Origin of the sequence: Pseudomonas sp. Root71, assembly GCF_001429045.1 — a bacterium.
GTDB lineage: Bacteria > Pseudomonadota > Gammaproteobacteria > Pseudomonadales > Pseudomonadaceae > Aquipseudomonas > Aquipseudomonas monachiensis.
In genome coordinates this window covers 47,362-65,571 of sequence record NZ_LMHY01000008.1, presented here as the reverse complement: position 1 = coordinate 65,571, position 18,210 = coordinate 47,362, and the positions used below count along the sequence as shown (strand labels likewise).

The following is an 18,210-nucleotide window of genomic DNA, read 5'->3' as shown; positions in this document are numbered from 1 at the left end:
CACGCGGCTCGTTTTCGGCACCGTGCCTGCCCGGCGGGCGCGGTGTTCTTTTAGTCTGATCAGAGTTTCCCATGTCTGAATTTCTCAACGACCTTTCGCTGGCCGAACTGACCGCGCCCATCAATGAGGGGAGCGGCGAAGACCTGAGCTTTTCCACCTTGTTCGATCAGGTGAAAGAAGCACGGCGAGCAGACCCCGATTACCTGACCCAGGGTGACTGGCAAACCGATCTGAAGTCATCCGACTGGGATCTGACCCTCACCCTGGCAGCCCAGGGCCTGGCTCGACAGAGCAAGGACCTGATGCTCGTCGCCTGGCTCAGCGAAGCCCTGGCGCACAAGTACCATTTCACCGGTATCACCTTCGGTCTGACCCTGGCCGAACGCCTGCTGGACAATTTCTGGACCGGCCTCTTCCCTTCCCTCGAGGATGGGGTCGATGAACGCGCTGCCCGCCTGGCGTGGATGAAAACCACCCTGACGGATGTGGTGGGCGGACTGCCGATCACCCAGGGCCAACAGTACGGCCTGCTGCGTTATGACGAATCCCGGCATGTCGAAAACCTGGCGTTGCAGAACCCCCAGGCCATGCGCGCCGCCCTCGACGAAGGCAAGATCAACGCCGAGGTGTTCCAGCGTTCGGTGGTGCTGACCGACTCCGATCACCTGCGCCAGAAAGCCAGCGAAATCGCCGCCAGCCTGAAGGCCTGCCAGCAACTGCAGAGCACTGCCGACAGGCTGTTCGGCCACGACGCGCCGAGTTTTGCCGGGCTCCATGACGTGCTGTCCCGCGCCGGGCAACTGGCCGAGAAACTGCTAAAGGATCGCGGTATCGAACTGAACCCGGCCCCTGTCGCGCCCACCCCGACCGTCGCCGAAAGCGCTGGCGCACAACCTGCAGGTGCCGCAATGACCCAGACCCAGCAAGACATCCCCGTCACGCCGCTGCGCACCACTCCGCAAACCCGCGACGAAGCGTTCACCCTGCTGGCTGGCATCGCGCAGTTCTTCAAGCAGACCGAACCCCAGAGCCCCGTCCCCTACCTGATCGAACGCGCGATCAAATGGGGCAACATGCCGCTCGAGGGTTGGCTCAATGATGTGATCAAGGACAGCAATGTGGTGGACAACATTCGCGATGTGCTGGGGACCAAGGAGGCGAAGTCCTGATGAGCTATCAGCACAAACGCTGAAAAACCTGTGGCGAGGGGGCTTGCCCCCGTTGGCTGCGCAGCAGCCCAAAAAAAACCGCCGCGCATCACCGTGAGCAACCCACTCTCTCAAGTGAACCGAACCTACGCAGGCGGATCAATCTGATCCAGCACCCGATTCGCCGTGATCTCCGCCAACATCACACTGTTGGAAATCCCCAGCAGCGCATTGCGCGACTCTCCATCCAGATGATCCACCAACTGGTGGACCATCACATCCACCGAGGCCAACGTCTCCACCAGGTAAACCACCAAGGTTTCGGTATCGACCTGCGGGTCGACGGCAAACAGAGTGCTGACCGTACGCGGCGTGGCTTTGATATCGGCAGTCGAGGGGAAGTGGAAATCGAGGGCGCGCTCGGCGGCTTCGTTGAGTTTGTTTGAGTCGGGTTCGTACGGGGATGCCGGATCGGTGTCCGGCGGGTTGGGGGTGACCTTGAACATTGGCTCTATCCTCATAAGAGTGAGGCTACAACCCGTTCGCTGCTAAACGATGGGGAGGCAGCTGTGCGCAGGTTAGCAGACCGATGAGCCAAGAAATCGGCGCGCCGAAGCGCCCTGCGCACAGCCACCATCAAGTGCAGGTATGGGATACCTGTTTGATAGAGACATCATGCGTCTTGACATCAACGGGCTGCTAAACCCGATCACTGATGGGCAGTGATGCGAATCAAGTTACCGAGCGGGCCCCAGGCGCACAAGCCGGCGGATTCTGGCGTAACCGTAGGCAACGGCGCAAGGTCTTGTAGCTTTCATCAAGTAAGCCTGACGACCTTTATACAGCCACGCCCCTCGAGTTTTTCAACTTGAAAAATTACAACGTGGGTGCTTGCACGGTGGCAACTACCTGATCACAGCCCGACACGAAATAACCCCTAACCGCCTGGCCGGAGTATCACGCTTGAAGCCGGTGAACAGGTGGTGAAGGTACCTTCAGCGACTCTGGATATCCCGTAGGTCACTGTAAACGGCAACCTGTAGGTGAATGGCGACGTCAAGTAAGCGTGCGGCCAAGTCATCTACCGAACTCCAGCATCAGGGGCGATGGTGTCCGCATATTTTTAAGCGGACGCGATCGCCCTTATCACCATGATTTTCATGCGCCAACGAAGCTCTTACCCCAAACCATTCAAAGCCCAGGTCGTCCAGGAATGCCTGCAACCCGGGGCGACGATTTCCAGCGTAGCCATCATCACGGCATCAGCGCCAACGTGATCCGCAAGTGGCTACCGATTTACCGGGATCAATCACCCGCAACATTGCCGGCTTTCGTTGCAGTTCCCACGCACTGTGATCCATCACGAGCCGGACAACACTCAGTGCGCTTGCGGCTGCCAGCTTCAGCGCATCGGTGAAGACGTCAGCGAGAAGCTGGACTACACGCCGGGCGTGTTCACCGTCGAACAGCACGTTCGGGGGAAATGGGCCTGCCGGCAGTGCGAAACACTGATCCAGGCGCCGGCGCCGAATTTACAGTAGTGGCCCAAGGGTACGGACTTGTCGGTACACAGCCAGGAAGCTTTTGGACGCCATTTCCTACCAAATGAATATTCGCCCTCGTAAACGCTTCGGTTATAAATGTCCAATTGAAGTCATTACAGAGGTGGCGGACATGACTCCCACTTCCGTTCAACAGCTGTGTTGCGGCCAACTCTTGCAACCGCCATGCCTCATCGAACAGCGCCGGGAAGGTCTAATGGTTGGCTCGGAAACAGGCGATAAATAACAAATCAAAAACGACTACCACATTTTTGGGAGGAAGGCATCGGTACGGTACCTGTGCCAGCGACCGATCATCCAAGATGCAAGACACCGGTAGGTCGTTTATTTTGTCAAATCAAGGAGCCTTGTCTAGCATCTGTTGGATAATCTTGTATGCCTTCGTATTCCTACTGTCGGTAATTTCAACATAGAACTTACTATAGGCTTTCGAGAGATCGTCATATTGTTGCAGATCTGTATCAGCGATACAGCCGATAGCCTGGGATATCTCGAGGTTCGAGTTTTTCCTGAATCATCTCATTTTCGGCTGCTGAAATTAAAGGTTCCATCTGTATGTACAAAGCTAGTACGGAGCGATCTGTCAACTTGTAAAATTCAAGCTTTTTACATAAATCCAGAGCTGCTTGTTTCAATAATGACGTATCCAAATGCATTCCTAATTGTCGACTTCGACAATGAGTTTTGCGGCTTTTGCTCGATGTGAGCGTGGGAAGCGAATAGCCAAGATTGGTTGTCGAGATACTGCAGGTCGTTCGTTTGCATCTACGGTGCCCGAGGCAAGATAAATGGCGATGCTGGGGGAATCGTTTCCTTTGCCAGCGATACATCATTCAAGACGCAAGATCACCGTTAGCCGCTTTTTCGAGACAGTTGGCTGATCCCAAATATCATACTGGCTGTAGCAGTCGCGGCAAGGCACGCAAACGATTCAAGCATTCTTATAATCTGCTTTTTCTTAACATCTCTTGTAACATTTTGAAGGCCTCTGAATTTCTACCATCATTCAGTTCAATAAAGAAATTATTATAGGCTTTCGAAAGATCAGAGTATTGCTCTAAATTTGACTCGACAAAGGTACGGTATCCAGGAATATCTCTCGCTTGCATTTTTTCCTTGATCATTCCACGTTCAGCTGCTGATATTAAATGTTCAAGCTGTTGATATAAGGCTAGCGCGGCCGAATCTTTGTCTTTGTAAAAATCCAATTTCTCACGAAGATCAATAGCGCTCTGTTTTAAAGCTAGAATATTCATGGCAATTCCTAATTATCGATTTCGCCGATGAGTTTAGCAGATGACCACTCATTTCTGTTAGGTACTAAATACTGCGCCGCTTCCCCAGTTCTTGTGATTTTACCTCCGAACTCTACCGTTGGCGCGACCTTACTAACAAAAACATCGGTAGGCTCGAGTGGTGTGATTTCAAAAATTGAATATCTAGCGTCTTCACTGAGGACCGGTAGGCCGAGCGAATCGGCTAAAGTTTTATCACTTCTAGCTGCAGCCTTTAACTCATCCATGGTGGTGAAAAAAGGCGAGTAGTCGGAAATTCCTTCTGCGCCCTGAGGTACGACCTTCACCAGCGGCGTTGACATACGAGTTGTTACTGGCACAGTGCTTCCTGAGGCGATCTGATTAAGAGCCCTGTTGTAAAGCGCTTCAGCAGTCAGTGTCGGGTCTGCTGCAATTAGTTTGGCTGAGTATTTCTGCCCCTCTGCGCTAAGCAAATAGTCATCGACTTGCTGGTCACTCAATCCTACTGGCTTGAATGTTTTAGCAAGCTCTCGCTGTTTTTCGACTGCCACGAATTTCGGATCCTGCTGAGCATAGAACTCACGCATCTCCTTTTCCTTCGCAAGCCTCTCCAGCGAGGTCACTCCCCTAATCTGTAGCTCCGGATGCTCCAAAAGTAGTTTTTCGTTTTTCGTGAGCCATACAGCAAACGGCTTGTTGGAAATCTCTGATCGAAGCTTGGCACTTCTCGTCGCAATACTTTCCAGGCTGTTGACCACACCCGCTTTCATCTGCCCTCGGGTGAGATAGGTGACAATTGCCGTCAGTAGCAGCAACACCAATTGCTCTTGCCCTTGGGCCAACTGTCTGGCTGCGCGTTCTTTGCGTTCCTGGATCATCGCCGCTGAACCGCCAGTCGGGTCGAGGCCTGGATTTTTCAAGCCGTCTTCCGCTTGCCACGCGGTACAGAGACCTTCAAATATCGTGGATAGGCAGGGCCCGATTCCCGCCGAGAAATAACCGGTGATGGCGTACAACCCCAGCGCTGCCATGATCAAATTACCGACCTGCAATCCGACACCGGCGCCGATTGCTGCGCCAGGCACTGCGCCAGCACCAAAGGCAAGCGAGCCAACCGCTCCACCCAGAGCTGCGCCGATCGTCACGCTACCGCCCACGATCATCACAACTTCCTACAACAGTTTGAGCAACACCGGCAGAATTTCGTTGATATTGATCGACGCCCATTTGCGGCTGATGTTCATCTGCATAATGGGGACAGATAGGGCCATCGCGTGGCGGACGTTATCGATCCGATGCCCGCCCACGTACCCGTAGGCTTGAGTGGCGCCGTTGCTGACGCGGCGGGTAAAGCCGTTCCAGCCGTCGTGGGCGCTTTGGAAGCCGTTATCAACGCCCTCATTCAACGCATTGAATTTCTGGTCGAAATTTCGTTCGATGTCGTCCCAGCTGGGCAGGTTGGTTAAAAGATCCATTTACTTGTGACGTCCTTGAAAGGAGGCGGGGCTGCCACACTTGTTGATAGCTCGGCCGGGTATGGCAGGTTGCCCATTTATGGCCGCGAATGCTCGAAAGCATTTTCAAACGGGGGCTATTTTTCTCATCGGCTTTACAAAGGGCAATGATGTCAAACAGGCATTATGGGTATTTACTTACTGTTCAAATGCTCGCAACCCCTGTGCGGCAGGGGTTCAAGGCCGTTCTGATGCGCGCGTTTTCTTTTGAATTTCCTCGAGAGGGGGAATTGGGCGGATGATCGTGATCAGCTGGTGAGCGTAATGTCGGCTGCTCTTATAAAGCGGTGTACGTAAAATGCGCATAGATGATCTGTTCGATACGCACATGCCAAAGGGTGTCCTCACGCGCCTGCCCACACAACGGGGGGGTGAAATCGAGCAGTTGCTTATACATAAGTGACAACCGGTTTAATCACGCAAGACGTGATGCCCGGGCGCATACCAATCTCATGCAGCGGCATGGTGTTTATATCGATTTCACGCTCTGGTAGTGCATCAGTTGATCTTCGATGTTGCTGTGCATGGGCCAGGCGATGGCCAACTCGATGATCATACCGCTCTGTTCCTGCTTACCAACCCGGATTACCTACGGCTGACCTGCAGCGAGGATCAAAAGCCAGGTGTCGGGCGAAAAACTATGCCCGCTCGCGATTTTTTTCGCGCAAGGCATCAACTTAACGCTGCTTCACCTCTGACCCCTTTCCTTACCCTTCTCTTCCCTCTCATGCCGGGCCTGTGCCCGGCGTAAACCCGTGCCCGCCGTTTGTCCGCTGCTGCCCACTGCGCGAACTTTTACCTGCCATCCAGCCAGAAACTCCGTTCAGGGACTTGTGCTATCGGTATTATGGTATACCATCAGACGCACAGACACCCAAAACCTCTACGGAGCAGCTCATGAGTTTCGAAATCCGCAAGATCGTCAGCTATGTCGAAGAAACCTTTATTGAAGGCGGCAAAGCCACCGATAAGCCCGTGACCATGGTCGGTCTGGCCGTGGTGATGAAAAACCCCTGGCTGGGCAACGGTTTCGTCGAAGACCTGAAACCGCAGATCCGCGCCAACTGCTCCGACCTCGGCGCGCTGATGGTCGAGCGTCTGGTGGGCATCATTGGCGGTGCCGAGAAAATCGAGGCCTACGGCAAGGCTGCGGTGGTCGGCGCCGATGGCGAAATCGAACACGCTTCGGCGGTGATCCACACCCTGCGCTTCGGTAACCACTACCGCGAAGCGGTCAAGGCCAAGAGTTACCTGAGTTTCACCAACAAGCGCGGCGGCCCGGGCACTTCGATCCAGATCCCGATGATGCACAAGGACGACGAAGGCCTTCGCTCGCACTACATCACTTTGGAAATGCAGATCGAAGATGCACCCCGTGCCGACGAAATCGTCGTGGTCCTGGGCTGCGCCGACGGCGGCCGCCTGCACCCGCGCATCGGCAACCGCTACATCGACCTGGAAGAACTGGCAGCCGAAAAAGCCCAGTAACCGGCCAGCAGAACGACAACAAGAAGGCATTGCAGGAGCGCTCCATGATTCGGCTCACCGCTGAACTCACCCCGGCTGGCACCAGTTACCTGGCGACCGGCCAAGGCCAGCCCGTGGTCTTGATCCACGGCGTGGGCCTGAACAAAGAAATGTGGGGCGGCCAGATCGTTGGCCTGGCCACGAAGTACCGCGTCATCGCCTACGACATGCTCGGCCATGGCGCCAGCCCACGCCCGGAAAGCGGTACGCCGCTGCTCGGCTATGCCGACCAATTGCTGGAGCTGCTCGACCATCTGCAATTGCCCAAGGCCACGGTGATCGGTTTTTCCATGGGCGGGCTGGTGGCGCGGGCGTTTGCCCTGCACTACCCGCAACGCCTGGAGGGCCTGGTGGTGCTCAACAGCGTGTTCAACCGCAGCGCCGAACAGCGCGCCGGGGTCATCGCCCGCACCAGCCAGGCCGCCGAACACGGGCCGGACGCCAATGCCGAAGCGGCGCTGTCGCGCTGGTTCAGCCGTGAATACCAGGCCGCGAATCCGGCGCAGATCGCCGCGATTCGCCAGACCCTGGCCGGTAATGATCCGCAGGGTTACCTGACCACTTATGAACTGTTCGCCACTCAGGACATGTACCGCGCCGACGACCTGGCCAGCATCCGGGTGCCGACGTTGATCGCCACCGGCGAACTGGACCCCGGCTCGACCCCGGAAATGGCCAGGCAACTGGCCGAACGCATTCCCGGTGCGACCGTTGCCGTGCTCGCCGAGCAACGGCATATGATGCCGGTAGAGTCGCCGCGCCTGGTCAACCAGCTGTTGCTGGAGTTTCTGCAGACCGCGCACTCCCAACAAAACCAGATCAAGGGGATCGTTGCATGACACTCGCACGCTTCCAGATGTGCATCGGCGGTGAATGGGTCGATGCCCTGTCCGGCAAGACCTTCGAAAGCCTCAACCCGGCGCTGGCCGAACCTTGGGCCGAATTGCCCGATGCCGACGAAGCCGATGTCGAGCGCGCCGTACAAGCCGCGCAAACCGCGTTCGACAGCCCGGCCTGGCGCGGTTTGACCGCCACCGCTCGTGGCAAACTGCTGCGACGCCTGGGCGACCTGATCGCCGAAAACAAAGAACAACTGGCGCAGCTGGAAAGCCGCGACAACGGCAAGCTGATCCGCGAAACCCGTGGCCAGGTCGGTTATCTGCCAGAGTTCTTCCACTACACCGCAGGCCTGGCGGACAAGCTCGAAGGCGGCACCCTGCCGCTGGACAAGCCAGATCTGTTTGCCTACACCGTGCACGAAGCCATGGGCGTGGTCGCCGCAATCATTCCGTGGAACAGCCCGCTGTACCTGACCGCGATCAAACTTGCTCCGGCCCTCGCGGCGGGCAACACCATCGTGATCAAGCCGTCGGAACACGCCTCGGCAACGATTCTTGAACTGGCGCGTCTGGCGCTGGAAGCCGGGATTCCACCGGGCGTAGTCAACGTTGTCACCGGTTACGGCCCGAGCACCGGTGCCGCCCTCACCCGCCATCCGCTGATCCGCAAGATCGCCTTCACCGGCGGCGCGGCCACGGCGCGGCATGTGGTGCGCAGCAGCGCGGAGAACTTCGCCAAGCTGTCGCTGGAACTGGGGGGCAAATCGCCGAACATCATCTTCGCCGACGCCGACCTCGACAGCGCGATCAACGGCGCCATCGCCGGGATCTACGCCGCCTCCGGGCAGAGCTGTGTGTCCGGTTCGCGCTTGCTGGTGCAGGATGAAATCTACGATGAGTTCGTCGGCCGCCTGGTGGAACGCGCCCAGCGCATCCGCATCGGCAACCCCCAGGACGACAGCAGCGAAATGGGCCCGATGGCCACCGCGCAGCAACTGGCCGTGGTCGAAGGCCTGGTGGCCGATGCCATCGCCGAAGGTGCGCGTCTGCGTCTGGGTGGCAAGCGTCCGGAGAATCTGGGCGACGGTTGGTTCTACGAGCCGACGCTGTTCGAATGCGACCGCAACTCGATGAAGATCATGCAGGAAGAAGTCTTTGGCCCGGTGGCCTCGGTCATCCGGTTCAAGGACGAAGCCGAAGCGCTGGCGATTGCCAACGACTCGCAGTTCGGCCTCGCCGCCGGCATCTGGACCCGAGATTTGGGCCGTGCCCATCGCCTGGCCCGGGACGTGCGTTCGGGGATCATCTGGGTCAACACCTACCGCGCGGTGTCGGCCATGGCGCCGATCGGCGGCTTCAAGAACAGCGGCTATGGACGCGAAAGCGGCATCGATTCGGTGCTGGCCTACACCGAGCTGAAAACGGTGTGGATCAACCTGTCCCAGGCACCGATGCCTGATCCCTTCGTGATGCGCTAGGAGTCCTGGAAAATGATCGAACCCGGCATTTACAAAGACGTCATGAGCTCGTTCCCGTCCGGGGTCACGGTGGTCACCACCCTGGACCCGGAAGGCGGCATCGTCGGCATCACCGCCAGCGCCTTCAGTGCGCTGTCGATCGATCCGGCACTGGTGCTGTTCTGCCCCAACTACGGCTCCGACACCTATCCGGTGCTGCGCGACAGCAAGCAGTTCGCGATTCACTTGCTGTCCGCCGAGCAGACCGCCGAAGCCTATGCCTTCGCCGGTAAAGGCAAGGACAAGGCCAAAGGTATCGAGTGGCACTTGAGCGATCTGGGTAACCCGATCCTCGCCAAGGCGACGGCGATCATCGAGTGCGAACTGTGGCGCGAATACGACGGCGGTGATCACGCGATCATCGTCGGCGCGGTGAAGAACCTGATCCTGCCCGCGCAACCGGTCACGCCGATGATCTACCACAAAGGCAAGCTGGGGCCGCTGCCCACCCTGGCCTGATGGTTGAACACAATCCCCCTGTGGGAGCGGGCTTGCTCCCACAGGGTCCACCACTTTACTCGGGAGCCGGCATGAGCCCAGCAGCCTCGTTACTGTTCCGCCAGCAGGCCTACATCAACGGCCAATGGCTGGACGCGCCGGATGGCGCCTGTCAGGACATCTTCAACCCGGCCACCGGTGAACTCATCGGCCGGGTGCCGAACCTCGGTGCCGAGCACGCGCGCCAGGCTATCGAGGCCGCCAACAAAGCCTGGCCGGCCTGGCGCGCACTGACCGCCAAGGAGCGCAGCAATACGCTCAAGCGCTGGCATGCCTTGATGCTGGAGAACGCCGACGCCCTGGCTGAAATCCTCACCCTCGAACAAGGCAAGCCACTGACTGAGGCCAAGGGTGAAATCCTCTATGCCGCGAGCTTCATCGAGTGGTTCGCCGAAGAGGCCAAGCGCATCTACGGCGACACCATTCCCAGCCACAAGGGTGATGCGCGCATTGTGGTCAGCAAGGAGCCGATTGGCGTCGTCGCGGCCATCACGCCGTGGAACTTCCCGGCGGCGATGATCACCCGCAAGGCCGGCCCGGCGCTGGCGGCCGGTTGCCCGTGCATCGTCAAGCCGGCCCCGGAAACGCCGTTCTCGGCGCTGGCCATGGCCGCACTGGCGGAACAGGCCGGCATTCCAGCGGGCATCTTCAACGTGGTCACTGGCGATGCCATTGCCATCGGTGGTGAGCTGACTTCAAGCCCTCTCGTGCGCAAGTTGTCGTTCACCGGCTCCACCGGGATCGGAAAATTGCTGATGGCCCAGTGCGCGCCGACCCTGAAAAAAGTCTCGCTGGAACTGGGCGGCAACGCGCCATTCATCGTCTTCGACGACGCCGATCTGGAGCGTGCCGTCGATGGCGCGCTGATCGCCAAATTCCGCAACGCCGGGCAGACCTGCGTCTGCGTCAACCGCTTCCTGGTGCAAGACGGCATCCACGACGCCTTTGTCGCGCGCCTGGCCGAGCGGGTTTCGCAGCTCAAGGTCGGCAGCGGTTTCGATGATGCCGTCACCCAAGGGCCGCTGATCAACGAGCGTGCCGTGGCCAAGGTCGAAGACCACGTGCAAGACGCACTGGCCCACGGTGCACAACTGCTGTGCGGCGGCGAGCGCCATGCATTGGGTAACGGCTTCTTCCAGCCGACCGTGCTTATCGGCGTCACCACGCAGATGAAGGTCGCACGGGATGAAACCTTTGGCCCGCTGGCCGCCGTGTTTCGCTTCAACACCGAGGCCCAGGCCGTCGAGATGGCCAACGACACCGAATTCGGCCTGGCCGCCTACTGCTACACCCGCGACCTGGGCCGCGCCTGGCGCATGAGCGAGGCACTGGAATACGGCATGGTCGGGATCAACGAAGGGCTGATTTCCACCGAAGTCGCACCGTTCGGCGGCATCAAATCTTCAGGCTTGGGCCGTGAAGGTTCCAAGTACGGCATCGAGGATTACCTGGAACTCAAATACACCTTGATGGGCGGCCTCTGAGCCCACGGGAGCGACGCAAATGAGCAACGAAAAATACGAAAAAGGCCTGAAGATCCGCACCCAGGTGCTGGGCGAGGCCTACGTCAACCGTTCCATCGAGAACGCCGACGACTTCACTCGACCGTTGCAGGAAATGGTCACCGAATATTGTTGGGGTCATGTCTGGGGTCGTGAGGGTTTGTCGCTCAAGGAGCGCAGCATGATCAACCTAGCGATGATCTCGGCCCTCAACCGGCCCCATGAACTCAAGCTGCATGTGCGCGGTGCCTTGCGTAACGGCCTGAGTCGTGAGCAAATACGCGAAATATTGCTTCAGGTCGGCATTTATTGCGGTGTCCCCGCTGCCGTAGACAGTTTCCGGCTCGCCCGTGAAGCCTTCGCCGAAGCCGATGCCGAGGCCTCCAGTTAACCCTTGGCTGTTTGATCTGACCGGGCACCCAGATTCCCGTAATCGAAGTGTTCTTTTTGCATGGACAGCCACAATCAGAGCGGACCCCATGAAACGCCTGCCACTCGACGACAGCTTCAAGGTCAATCGCAACCCCGTTACCCTGCGCGAAATCGTGCTGGATAAACTGCGAAGCGCCATCATGAACTTCCAGCTCCTGCCGGGAGACCGTCTGGTCGAACGCGATCTGTGCGATCGCCTGGGCGTCAGCCGTACTTCCGTGCGCGAAGCCTTGCGTCATCTTGAATCCGAAGGCCTGGTGGAATTCGCCGACGCCAAGGGCCCGCGTGTCGCGATCATCACCCTGGCCGATGCCGTGGACATCTACGAGCTGCGCTGCGTGCTCGAAGGGCTGATCGTTCAGCTGTTCACCCTGCGCGCCAAGGCCAAGGACATCAAGGCCCTGGAAAAAGCCCTGGAAGAAAACCGCAAGGCGTTGAAAGACGGCGAGCTGCAACAGGTCATCGACTCGGTGCAGGGTTTCTACGACGTGCTGCTCGAAGGCTCGGGCAACCATGTCGCGGCCACTCAACTGCGCCAGTTGCAGGCACGCATCAGCTACCTGCGCGCAACCTCGGTGTCCCAGGAAAACCGTCGCGGCGCCAGCAACCAGGAAATGGAACGCATGGTCGAGGCGATCAAGGGCGGTGACCCGCTGGCCGCCCACCAGGCATGCGTCGACCATGTGCGTGCAGCCGCTGCCGTGGCCCTGGACTACCTCAAGCGCAAGCAGGAAGAAACCGGCGACATCCCGGCGATCACCCAGCCCATCGCGCTGAAAGAACCGCGCATAGGTCGCTGACATGTTCAGCCCGAGCTTTTGCCCCAAGTGCGGCAGCGCAGACCTTAGGTCACAGTTGCCGCCGGGCGATACGCACGAGCGCCTGATGTGCCGCGGCTGCGGCTACATCCATTACGTCAATCCGAAGATCATTGCCGGCTGCATCATCGAGCAGGACGGCAAGTACCTGTTGTGCCAGCGCGCCATTCCACCGCGCCCCGGCACCTGGACCCTGCCGGCGGGCTTCATGGAAAGCGGTGAGACCACCGAGCAGGCGGCCTTGCGCGAAGTCTGGGAAGAAAGCGGCGTGCGTGCGGAAATCGTCTCGCCCTATTCGATCTTCAGCGTGCCGCAGATCAGCGAGGTGTACATCATCTTCCGCGCCATCGCGCTGGAGATCACCGGGCAGTACGGGCCGGAAACCCTCGACTACCAGTTCTTCGCGCCTGAGGATATTCCCTGGGACAGCATCTACTACCCGGCGATCCGGCAGATTCTTGAGCGCTATATCGAGGAGCGCCAGGCCGGGGTGTATGGCATCTACATGGGTAATGATGACAGCGGGAAGATTCACTTTATTCGCTGATGCTGCGGGTTTTGACCGTGTACATATCCGTTTCTTTGGTAACGGCCGCTTAAGGTTCCGCCCTTACGGCGGGTCACTTGGAAAAGCCTGCGCGGCCCGGCGCAAAGTAACCAAACGCTCTTGCCCCTGACATTCGGCCTCACGAGGGGGCGTGCACCGCAACAGCGCCCGAGGCGGCCTACCGGCCTGGTTCTGATGTGTGCGTGTTTCCCTGTAGGAGCTGTCGAGTGCAACGAGGCTGCGATCTTTTGATTTTTGACAATGTCGAAGGGTGCGGAAAATNGCCTGGTTCTGATGTGTGCGTGTTTCCCTGTAGGAGCTGTCGAGTGCAACGAGGCTGCGATCTTTTGATTTTTGACAATGTCGAAGGGTGCGGAAAATCAAGATCAAAAGATCGCAGCCTGCGGCAGCTCCTACAGGGGGGAATGCGTTTAGCCGAAAGAGATTGGTCGGCCATAAGGCCGCCATCGTCGGAACGCCGCCCGGACCAAGCTCGCTCCCACAGAAAAGCAAAGGCAGATCGGCGTACACCGACGCTTCTCACCACTCATCAGGCCGAGCGTTAGCTCGCCTGCAGCTCTTGATCTTGATCCACCCGCCCCCTCGGCAGGCTGAGCGGAGGTGTTCATCCGGGGATGGGCGCGCAGCGCCGTTCGACGCAGTCGAACTCATTGCATGTAGGTCGAAGCGAAGCCGACCGGAGGGCAATGCCCCCGGATGAATNAGCGCCGTTCGACGCAGTCGAACTCATTGCATGTAGGTCGAAGCGAAGCCGACCGGAGGGCAATGCCCCCGGATGAATACCGCAGCGAAGGAACCCCGAGCCCAGGCGAGGGGCCGTACGTTCGGGGCGAGACCTTTGGTTCCTTTGGGGCGTTTGCCAAAGGGACTCGCCGTAAGGGCGAAACCATAAGTCGCCGTTACCGCAGCAACGGATATGTACTCAACCAAAACTACAAACCAAGACGAAACTGCTTCGGAGTAATCCCGAACTGCTTGCGAAACGCCCGAATGAAATTACTCGGTTGCCGATACCCCAACCGCTCGGCAATCCGCTCGATCGGCTGATCCCCCGCCGTCAACCAGTGCCGCGCCATCTCCAGGCTGTCACTGCGGGTATGCTGCACCGCCGCAGTCTGCCAGTGACGCAACATACTCTGATGCAAAAACCCGTTGGCCCCGAGCAGAGGCTCATCGAGACTGGCAGCCGGCAGGCTCAGGCACGGATGTGAACCCTCCAGCACCTCGACACCAGCGCTACGCAACCATTGCCCGGCAGCCTGTTGCGGTGTCAGTTGGACCGCGATGAACACCTCGGCCGGCGCTCGCCCCAAACGTCGGGCGATGTTGCGCACCAACGTCAGGGTCGCCGCATCGAGGCCGAAAAAATGTGGCTGACGGTCAGCACTGCGCAAGTGCAAACGAGCCTGCCCGTCACCCTCCTCCAATTCCGCCACCACGTAATTGGTTACCCGCGGCAGGAAATCGGTGAAACACGCCAGGCTCGCCCGCAGGGTCGCGGCGGAGTCCAGCAGAATGTTCAACCCCCGCAGCGTAGTGGTCGCCATGCCGTTGACCAGATCGCAACCAAACGACACCCCCGCGCCCGCACGTTCGCATTCACTCCACAGGCGTTCGACCAGATGCACGGGCACATGCAGGTCCTGCCCTTCGAGCAATGACAGGCAGATGCCGGCCCGTTCCAGCAGTTGGTCCTGACACAGGCCGGACTGCCGGGCATGGCTGAGAATGGTGCGGGTGAAGGCGCTGGAAATGAACAGTTGAGGGGTCATGGCAGGTTACGGCGAGAAGACAGGCGTGTACTTATGCCAGCCTCTGTGCTATCGATCCAATGCATTAAAAGTATCCGCCGAATGCAGGAGACGCATGATGGACCTACGACAACTCCGCCACCTTGTCGCCCTGGCCGATTACCGCAACTTCGGCCGGGCCGCCGAGGCGATCAACCTCAGCCAACCCGCCTTCAGTCGCAGCATCCAGACCCTGGAGCGCGACCTCGACTGCGCGCTGGTAGAACGCAGCAGTCGCGAATTCCGCCTGACTGGCCAGGGTGAACTGGTGCTGCAACACGCCCGGCGCCTGCTCGCCGGCAGCCAGGCCTTGCACAACGAACTGACGCAATACAACGGCCTGACCGGTGGCGAGTTGCACTTCGGCTGCGGCCCGTACCCGGCCCAGGTGCTGGTGCCCGAGGCGCTGGCGGAATTCATCCAGGCGCACCCGGCGATCCGCATCAGTTTCCACCAGGGCGACTGGGAGCAACTGGCGGTCTGGCTTCGTGAGCAGCAGATCGAATTCCTGGTGGCCGACGCGCGGTACTTCACCGGCGACCCGCAATACCAGGTTCAGCTGCTGCGCCCTCGACGCGGGCGGTTCTTTTGCCGTGTCGGTCATCCCTTGGTGCAGCAGCAGAACCCGACCCTGCGCGCCCTGCTCGACTACGCGGTGGTCGGCACGCGGATACCGCCGATGATCCGCAAGATCCTCGCCGACGTGCAGGGCGAGGCGGACTTCAACCCGAGTGTGGAATGCGCGCAATTCGATGCGATCCGCCGTGTGGTGATGCGCTCCGACGCGGTGGGTATCGCCACCGTGGAGGCCTTGGCCGAACTGGTCGATCAGGGCCTGATCCACCTGCTGGAGTTTGCCGATGTGCCCAAGGACGATCCCGGCCTGCAATTGCACTACGGCATTGTCAGCCGTGCCGGGCATTCCCTGACACCGGCCGCGCTGGCGATGGTCGATGCGGTGCTGACGGTTGACCGGCGCTTGCTGGCGTCGAATTAGTCGAGCAACCAATGCCCCCTGTGGGAGCGAGCTTGCTCGCGATGGGGCCGTGTCAGTCGACATCGTTTTGAATGACACACCGCTATCGCGAGCAAGCTCGCTCCCACAGGGTTTGGCGTTGCTGTCTCCACATCATGCACGCCGCGCCAGCGCTTGCAATGCCCGGGGCTCACCGAGGGCGCGCAGCAGGCAATGCATCGCCTCCTCGCGGCTGCGCTCGAAGCGATAGCGCGACTCGATGTACAGCGCCAATTTCAATTCCACCGGTTCGTCCAGGGGCAGCGGCACGTGTTGCAGGCCCAGCACGTTGGCGACCCGGCTTGGCAGGCTGATGCCGAACGGCTGGCGATCGGCGATCAGCTTCGCGGCCAGGGTGCTTTGGGTGCTCATCGCCACATTCCGCCTCAGGCCTTTCAAACCAAGCTGCAAGTCCACCGGGCTGAGCCCGTCGCGGCGGCTGGATACCTGGATCTGCGGCTGCTCCAGATACGCCTGCAGGGTGCGCGGCGGTTCCTTGAGCGCAGCGCCATAGGCGAACACGTAATGGTCGGCGGGCAGTGCCTGTTTGTGCAGGCCGGCAAGTCCGGCCAGCGGCTGGTCGAGGTCGATCAGGATATCCAGCTTGCCGCTGGCCAGATCCTGCAGGGCGTCACGGCGCCGGGGCTGGAAATAACGCACCTGCCAATCGGCGTGGGGCGATTCGAGCAAGGCATCGAGCAACACCGGTTGCAGGCAGTCCAGACAACTGATGCGCAGCAGCGGATTGCTCTGCCGCGCGGCGGGAATCATGCGCAAGCCATCGCGCAATGACTCTAGCGCGGCACGCACGTAGTCAGCCAGACGATGGGCGACCAGTGTCGGCGTCACCCCCAGGCGACTCTTGATGAACAGCGGGTCGCCGCACAATTCCCGCAGGCGACGCAACGCATTGCTCATGGCCGGTTGCGACAGACACATCACCTCGGCCGCACGGGTGACGCTACGCTGCTGGTAAATCGCATCGAAGGCGAGCAACAGGTTCAAATCGAGCTGGCGTAAATCAAGCATGGTCTTGCTCCGGCAAATCGCTTAACGTCGGGCAGCCTAACCAGTGTTCCGGAACAAGCTGTGAGCCCTACATGACAAAAAGCGATCAGCCACTGCACGATCAATCGATACCCAACGCGTTCTATGCGCCGACCCTGTTGCCGGCGATCGAAGAGTTGCTGGCCCGTGGCGTGGACCGGGACAGTATCGAAGGCCTGTTTCGCCGCAGCCTGTTCGAGTTGCGCACGCCATTCATGCGCATTCCGCTGTTCATGTCGCGGCGCTTCTGGGCGTTTGCCCTGGAGCAGACCGGCGACCCGCTGATCGGCCTGGCGGCTGGCCGGCGTTTCGTTTCCACCGCCACCAACGGACTGACATACCTGTTCGACGTGGCCGCCTCACTGGACAGCGCCTGCCAGTATTTCGTGCGCTTCTTTCCGTTTTTCAACGGGCACTTCCAGGCCCGGATCGTGCGCGGCGACGACAGCGTCGAATTACGCCTGCTCGACCGTGGCAGCGTGAAAGCCAGCGCGGCGACCACCGATTACATCCTCATCAGCCTGTGCAGCATGTTGCGGCGAAAGTTCCTCGCCAGCGGCCTGGAGCGTGATCCGGTTCTGGGCGTCGGGCTGGCCGGCGCTTGCACGGCCAATGCGCAGGACCATCAACAAGCCTTTCGCGCACCGGTGCAATGGGGACAGGCGCAGCACTCGATCCGCCTCGATCCGCAGCTGTTCGTCATCCCGTTGACGCCGGGCAATCATGACCTGGAAAACACGCTGATAGAGCTGCTGGAGCAGACCCGACGCAACAGCGAACCGACCTTGCTCGAGCAAGTCTGCGACCATTTGATCGGCGACCTCGCCGGGGCCAACTGGCAGCAATTCTGTACCACCCAGCACTTGCTCGAGCGCACCGCCGCCCGACGCTTGAAGGCATTGGGCTGGAGTTTTTCAGAGTTGCTCGACGAATACCGCCGCTACCGGGCCGAAGACTTTTTGCAGGGAACGGACCTGGAGCTGGTGGAGATCTCCGACCGCCTGGGCTACAGCGATGTGCAAAGCTTCAACCGTGCCTGCCTGCGGTGGCTGGGGTGCGCGCCGGGAGCCTGGCGAACCCGGCAAGGTCAATAGAAAACCACGCCCGTGCGCCACGGGTGCCTTGGTTTTTTGCGTCCCCCCATTTTGTCGTTTGCAAGACCGGCGTACGACACTGA

The 18,210-nt window shown here is 59.6% G+C and carries 16 protein-coding genes and 3 pseudogenes; 14 read left to right on the top strand and 5 right to left on the bottom strand.

The genetic code is table 11. From position 1 onward, the window contains the following. Nucleotides 1-71 precede the first annotated feature (71 nt). Nucleotides 72-1,169, top strand: a complete 1,098-nt coding sequence (gene tssA / locus ASD95_RS08740) for a type VI secretion system protein TssA (RefSeq protein WP_056723964.1) — start codon at nucleotides 72-74, stop codon at nucleotides 1,167-1,169. A gap of 125 nt (nucleotides 1,170-1,294) precedes the next feature. On the opposite strand, the gene ASD95_RS08735 is transcribed toward tssA, so the two are convergent. Continuing rightward, nucleotides 1,295-1,654 carry a DUF6124 family protein gene (locus ASD95_RS08735; protein WP_056723962.1) on the bottom strand — a complete coding sequence of 120 codons (360 nt, stop codon included), beginning with the start codon at nucleotides 1,652-1,654 and terminating at the stop codon, nucleotides 1,295-1,297. A 645-nt stretch (nucleotides 1,655-2,299) separates the two neighbouring features. Between ASD95_RS08735 and ASD95_RS30255 the strand changes: the two genes are divergently transcribed. The 3 genes and pseudogenes from ASD95_RS30255 to ASD95_RS29100 form a co-directional block, all read left to right on the top strand. Then, a complete protein-coding gene (locus ASD95_RS30255; protein ID WP_156385751.1) occupies nucleotides 2,300-2,425 on the top strand; it encodes a transposase in 126 nt (41 codons plus the stop codon). A 51-nt stretch (nucleotides 2,426-2,476) separates the two neighbouring features. Further along, nucleotides 2,477-2,677, top strand: a pseudogene (locus tag ASD95_RS08730) (IS66 family transposase zinc-finger binding domain-containing protein); the annotation flags it as partial. A 15-nt stretch (nucleotides 2,678-2,692) separates the two neighbouring features. Next, nucleotides 2,693-2,816, top strand: a pseudogene (locus ASD95_RS29100) (IS30 family transposase); the annotation flags it as partial. A gap of 835 nt (nucleotides 2,817-3,651) precedes the next feature. On the opposite strand, the gene ASD95_RS08725 reads toward ASD95_RS29100, so the two are convergent. Further along, nucleotides 3,652-3,966, bottom strand: a complete 315-nt coding sequence (locus tag ASD95_RS08725) for a hypothetical protein (protein ID WP_056723957.1) — start codon at nucleotides 3,964-3,966, stop codon at nucleotides 3,652-3,654. 8 nt (nucleotides 3,967-3,974) lie between these two features. Further along, nucleotides 3,975-5,441 (bottom strand): annotated as a pseudogene (locus ASD95_RS08720) (DUF6861 domain-containing protein). 936 nt (nucleotides 5,442-6,377) lie between these two features. Between ASD95_RS08720 and ASD95_RS08715 the strand changes: the two are divergent. The 8 genes from ASD95_RS08715 (at nucleotide 6,378) to ASD95_RS08680 (ending at nucleotide 13,160) form a co-directional block, all read left to right on the top strand. Further along, entirely contained in the window at nucleotides 6,378-6,968 is a 591-nt protein-coding gene (locus tag ASD95_RS08715) for an amino acid synthesis family protein (protein WP_007978708.1), read from the top strand. Nucleotides 6,969-7,012: 44 nt separating this feature from the next. Beyond that, nucleotides 7,013-7,846 (top strand): alpha/beta fold hydrolase, encoded by an 834-nt coding sequence (locus ASD95_RS08710; protein ID WP_056723956.1) that lies wholly within the window; start codon nucleotides 7,013-7,015, stop codon nucleotides 7,844-7,846. Next, a complete protein-coding gene (locus tag ASD95_RS08705; RefSeq protein ID WP_056723954.1) occupies nucleotides 7,843-9,324 on the top strand; it encodes an aldehyde dehydrogenase in 1,482 nt (493 codons plus the stop codon). The genes ASD95_RS08710 and ASD95_RS08705 overlap by 4 nt, the downstream gene beginning before the upstream one ends. Nucleotides 9,325-9,336: 12 nt before the next feature. Beyond that, complete coding sequence (locus ASD95_RS08700; RefSeq protein WP_056723952.1) at nucleotides 9,337-9,822, top strand: flavin reductase family protein; 486 nt, start codon at nucleotides 9,337-9,339, stop codon at nucleotides 9,820-9,822. A 71-nt stretch (nucleotides 9,823-9,893) separates the two neighbouring features. Beyond that, nucleotides 9,894-11,345 (top strand): NAD-dependent succinate-semialdehyde dehydrogenase, encoded by a 1,452-nt coding sequence (locus ASD95_RS08695; RefSeq protein ID WP_056723950.1) that lies wholly within the window; start codon nucleotides 9,894-9,896, stop codon nucleotides 11,343-11,345. A gap of 19 nt (nucleotides 11,346-11,364) precedes the next feature. Then, entirely contained in the window at nucleotides 11,365-11,754 is a 390-nt protein-coding gene (locus tag ASD95_RS08690) for a carboxymuconolactone decarboxylase family protein (protein ID WP_008059553.1), read from the top strand. 88 nt (nucleotides 11,755-11,842) lie between these two features. Then, on the top strand, nucleotides 11,843-12,595 hold the full coding sequence (locus tag ASD95_RS08685; protein ID WP_046042558.1) for a GntR family transcriptional regulator: 753 nt from the start codon (nucleotides 11,843-11,845) through the stop codon (nucleotides 12,593-12,595). 1 nt (nucleotide 12,596) lies between these two features. Then, on the top strand, nucleotides 12,597-13,160 hold the full coding sequence (locus ASD95_RS08680) for an NUDIX hydrolase (RefSeq protein ID WP_056723948.1): 564 nt from the start codon (nucleotides 12,597-12,599) through the stop codon (nucleotides 13,158-13,160). Between the two features lie 953 nt (nucleotides 13,161-14,113). Here ASD95_RS08680 and ASD95_RS08675 read toward each other — a convergent pair. Further along, entirely contained in the window at nucleotides 14,114-14,953 is an 840-nt protein-coding gene (locus tag ASD95_RS08675) for an AraC family transcriptional regulator (protein ID WP_056723946.1), read from the bottom strand. 97 nt (nucleotides 14,954-15,050) lie between these two features. Between ASD95_RS08675 and ASD95_RS08670 the strand changes: the two genes are divergently transcribed. After that, entirely contained in the window at nucleotides 15,051-15,968 is a 918-nt protein-coding gene (locus ASD95_RS08670; RefSeq protein ID WP_056723944.1) for a LysR family transcriptional regulator, read from the top strand. A gap of 132 nt (nucleotides 15,969-16,100) precedes the next feature. Here ASD95_RS08670 and ASD95_RS08665 read toward each other — a convergent pair whose 3' ends face one another. Next, nucleotides 16,101-17,015 carry a LysR family transcriptional regulator gene (locus ASD95_RS08665; RefSeq protein ID WP_056723942.1) on the bottom strand — a complete coding sequence of 305 codons (915 nt, stop codon included), beginning with the start codon at nucleotides 17,013-17,015 and terminating at the stop codon, nucleotides 16,101-16,103. Nucleotides 17,016-17,086: 71 nt separating this feature from the next. Here ASD95_RS08665 and ASD95_RS08660 point away from each other — a divergent pair, with 71 nt between their 5' ends. After that, the gene (locus ASD95_RS08660) at nucleotides 17,087-18,127 is read left to right on the top strand and encodes an AraC family transcriptional regulator ligand-binding domain-containing protein (RefSeq protein ID WP_056723940.1); all 1,041 of its coding nucleotides are present in this window, start codon (nucleotides 17,087-17,089) and stop codon (nucleotides 18,125-18,127) included. Nucleotides 18,128-18,210 lie beyond the last annotated feature (83 nt).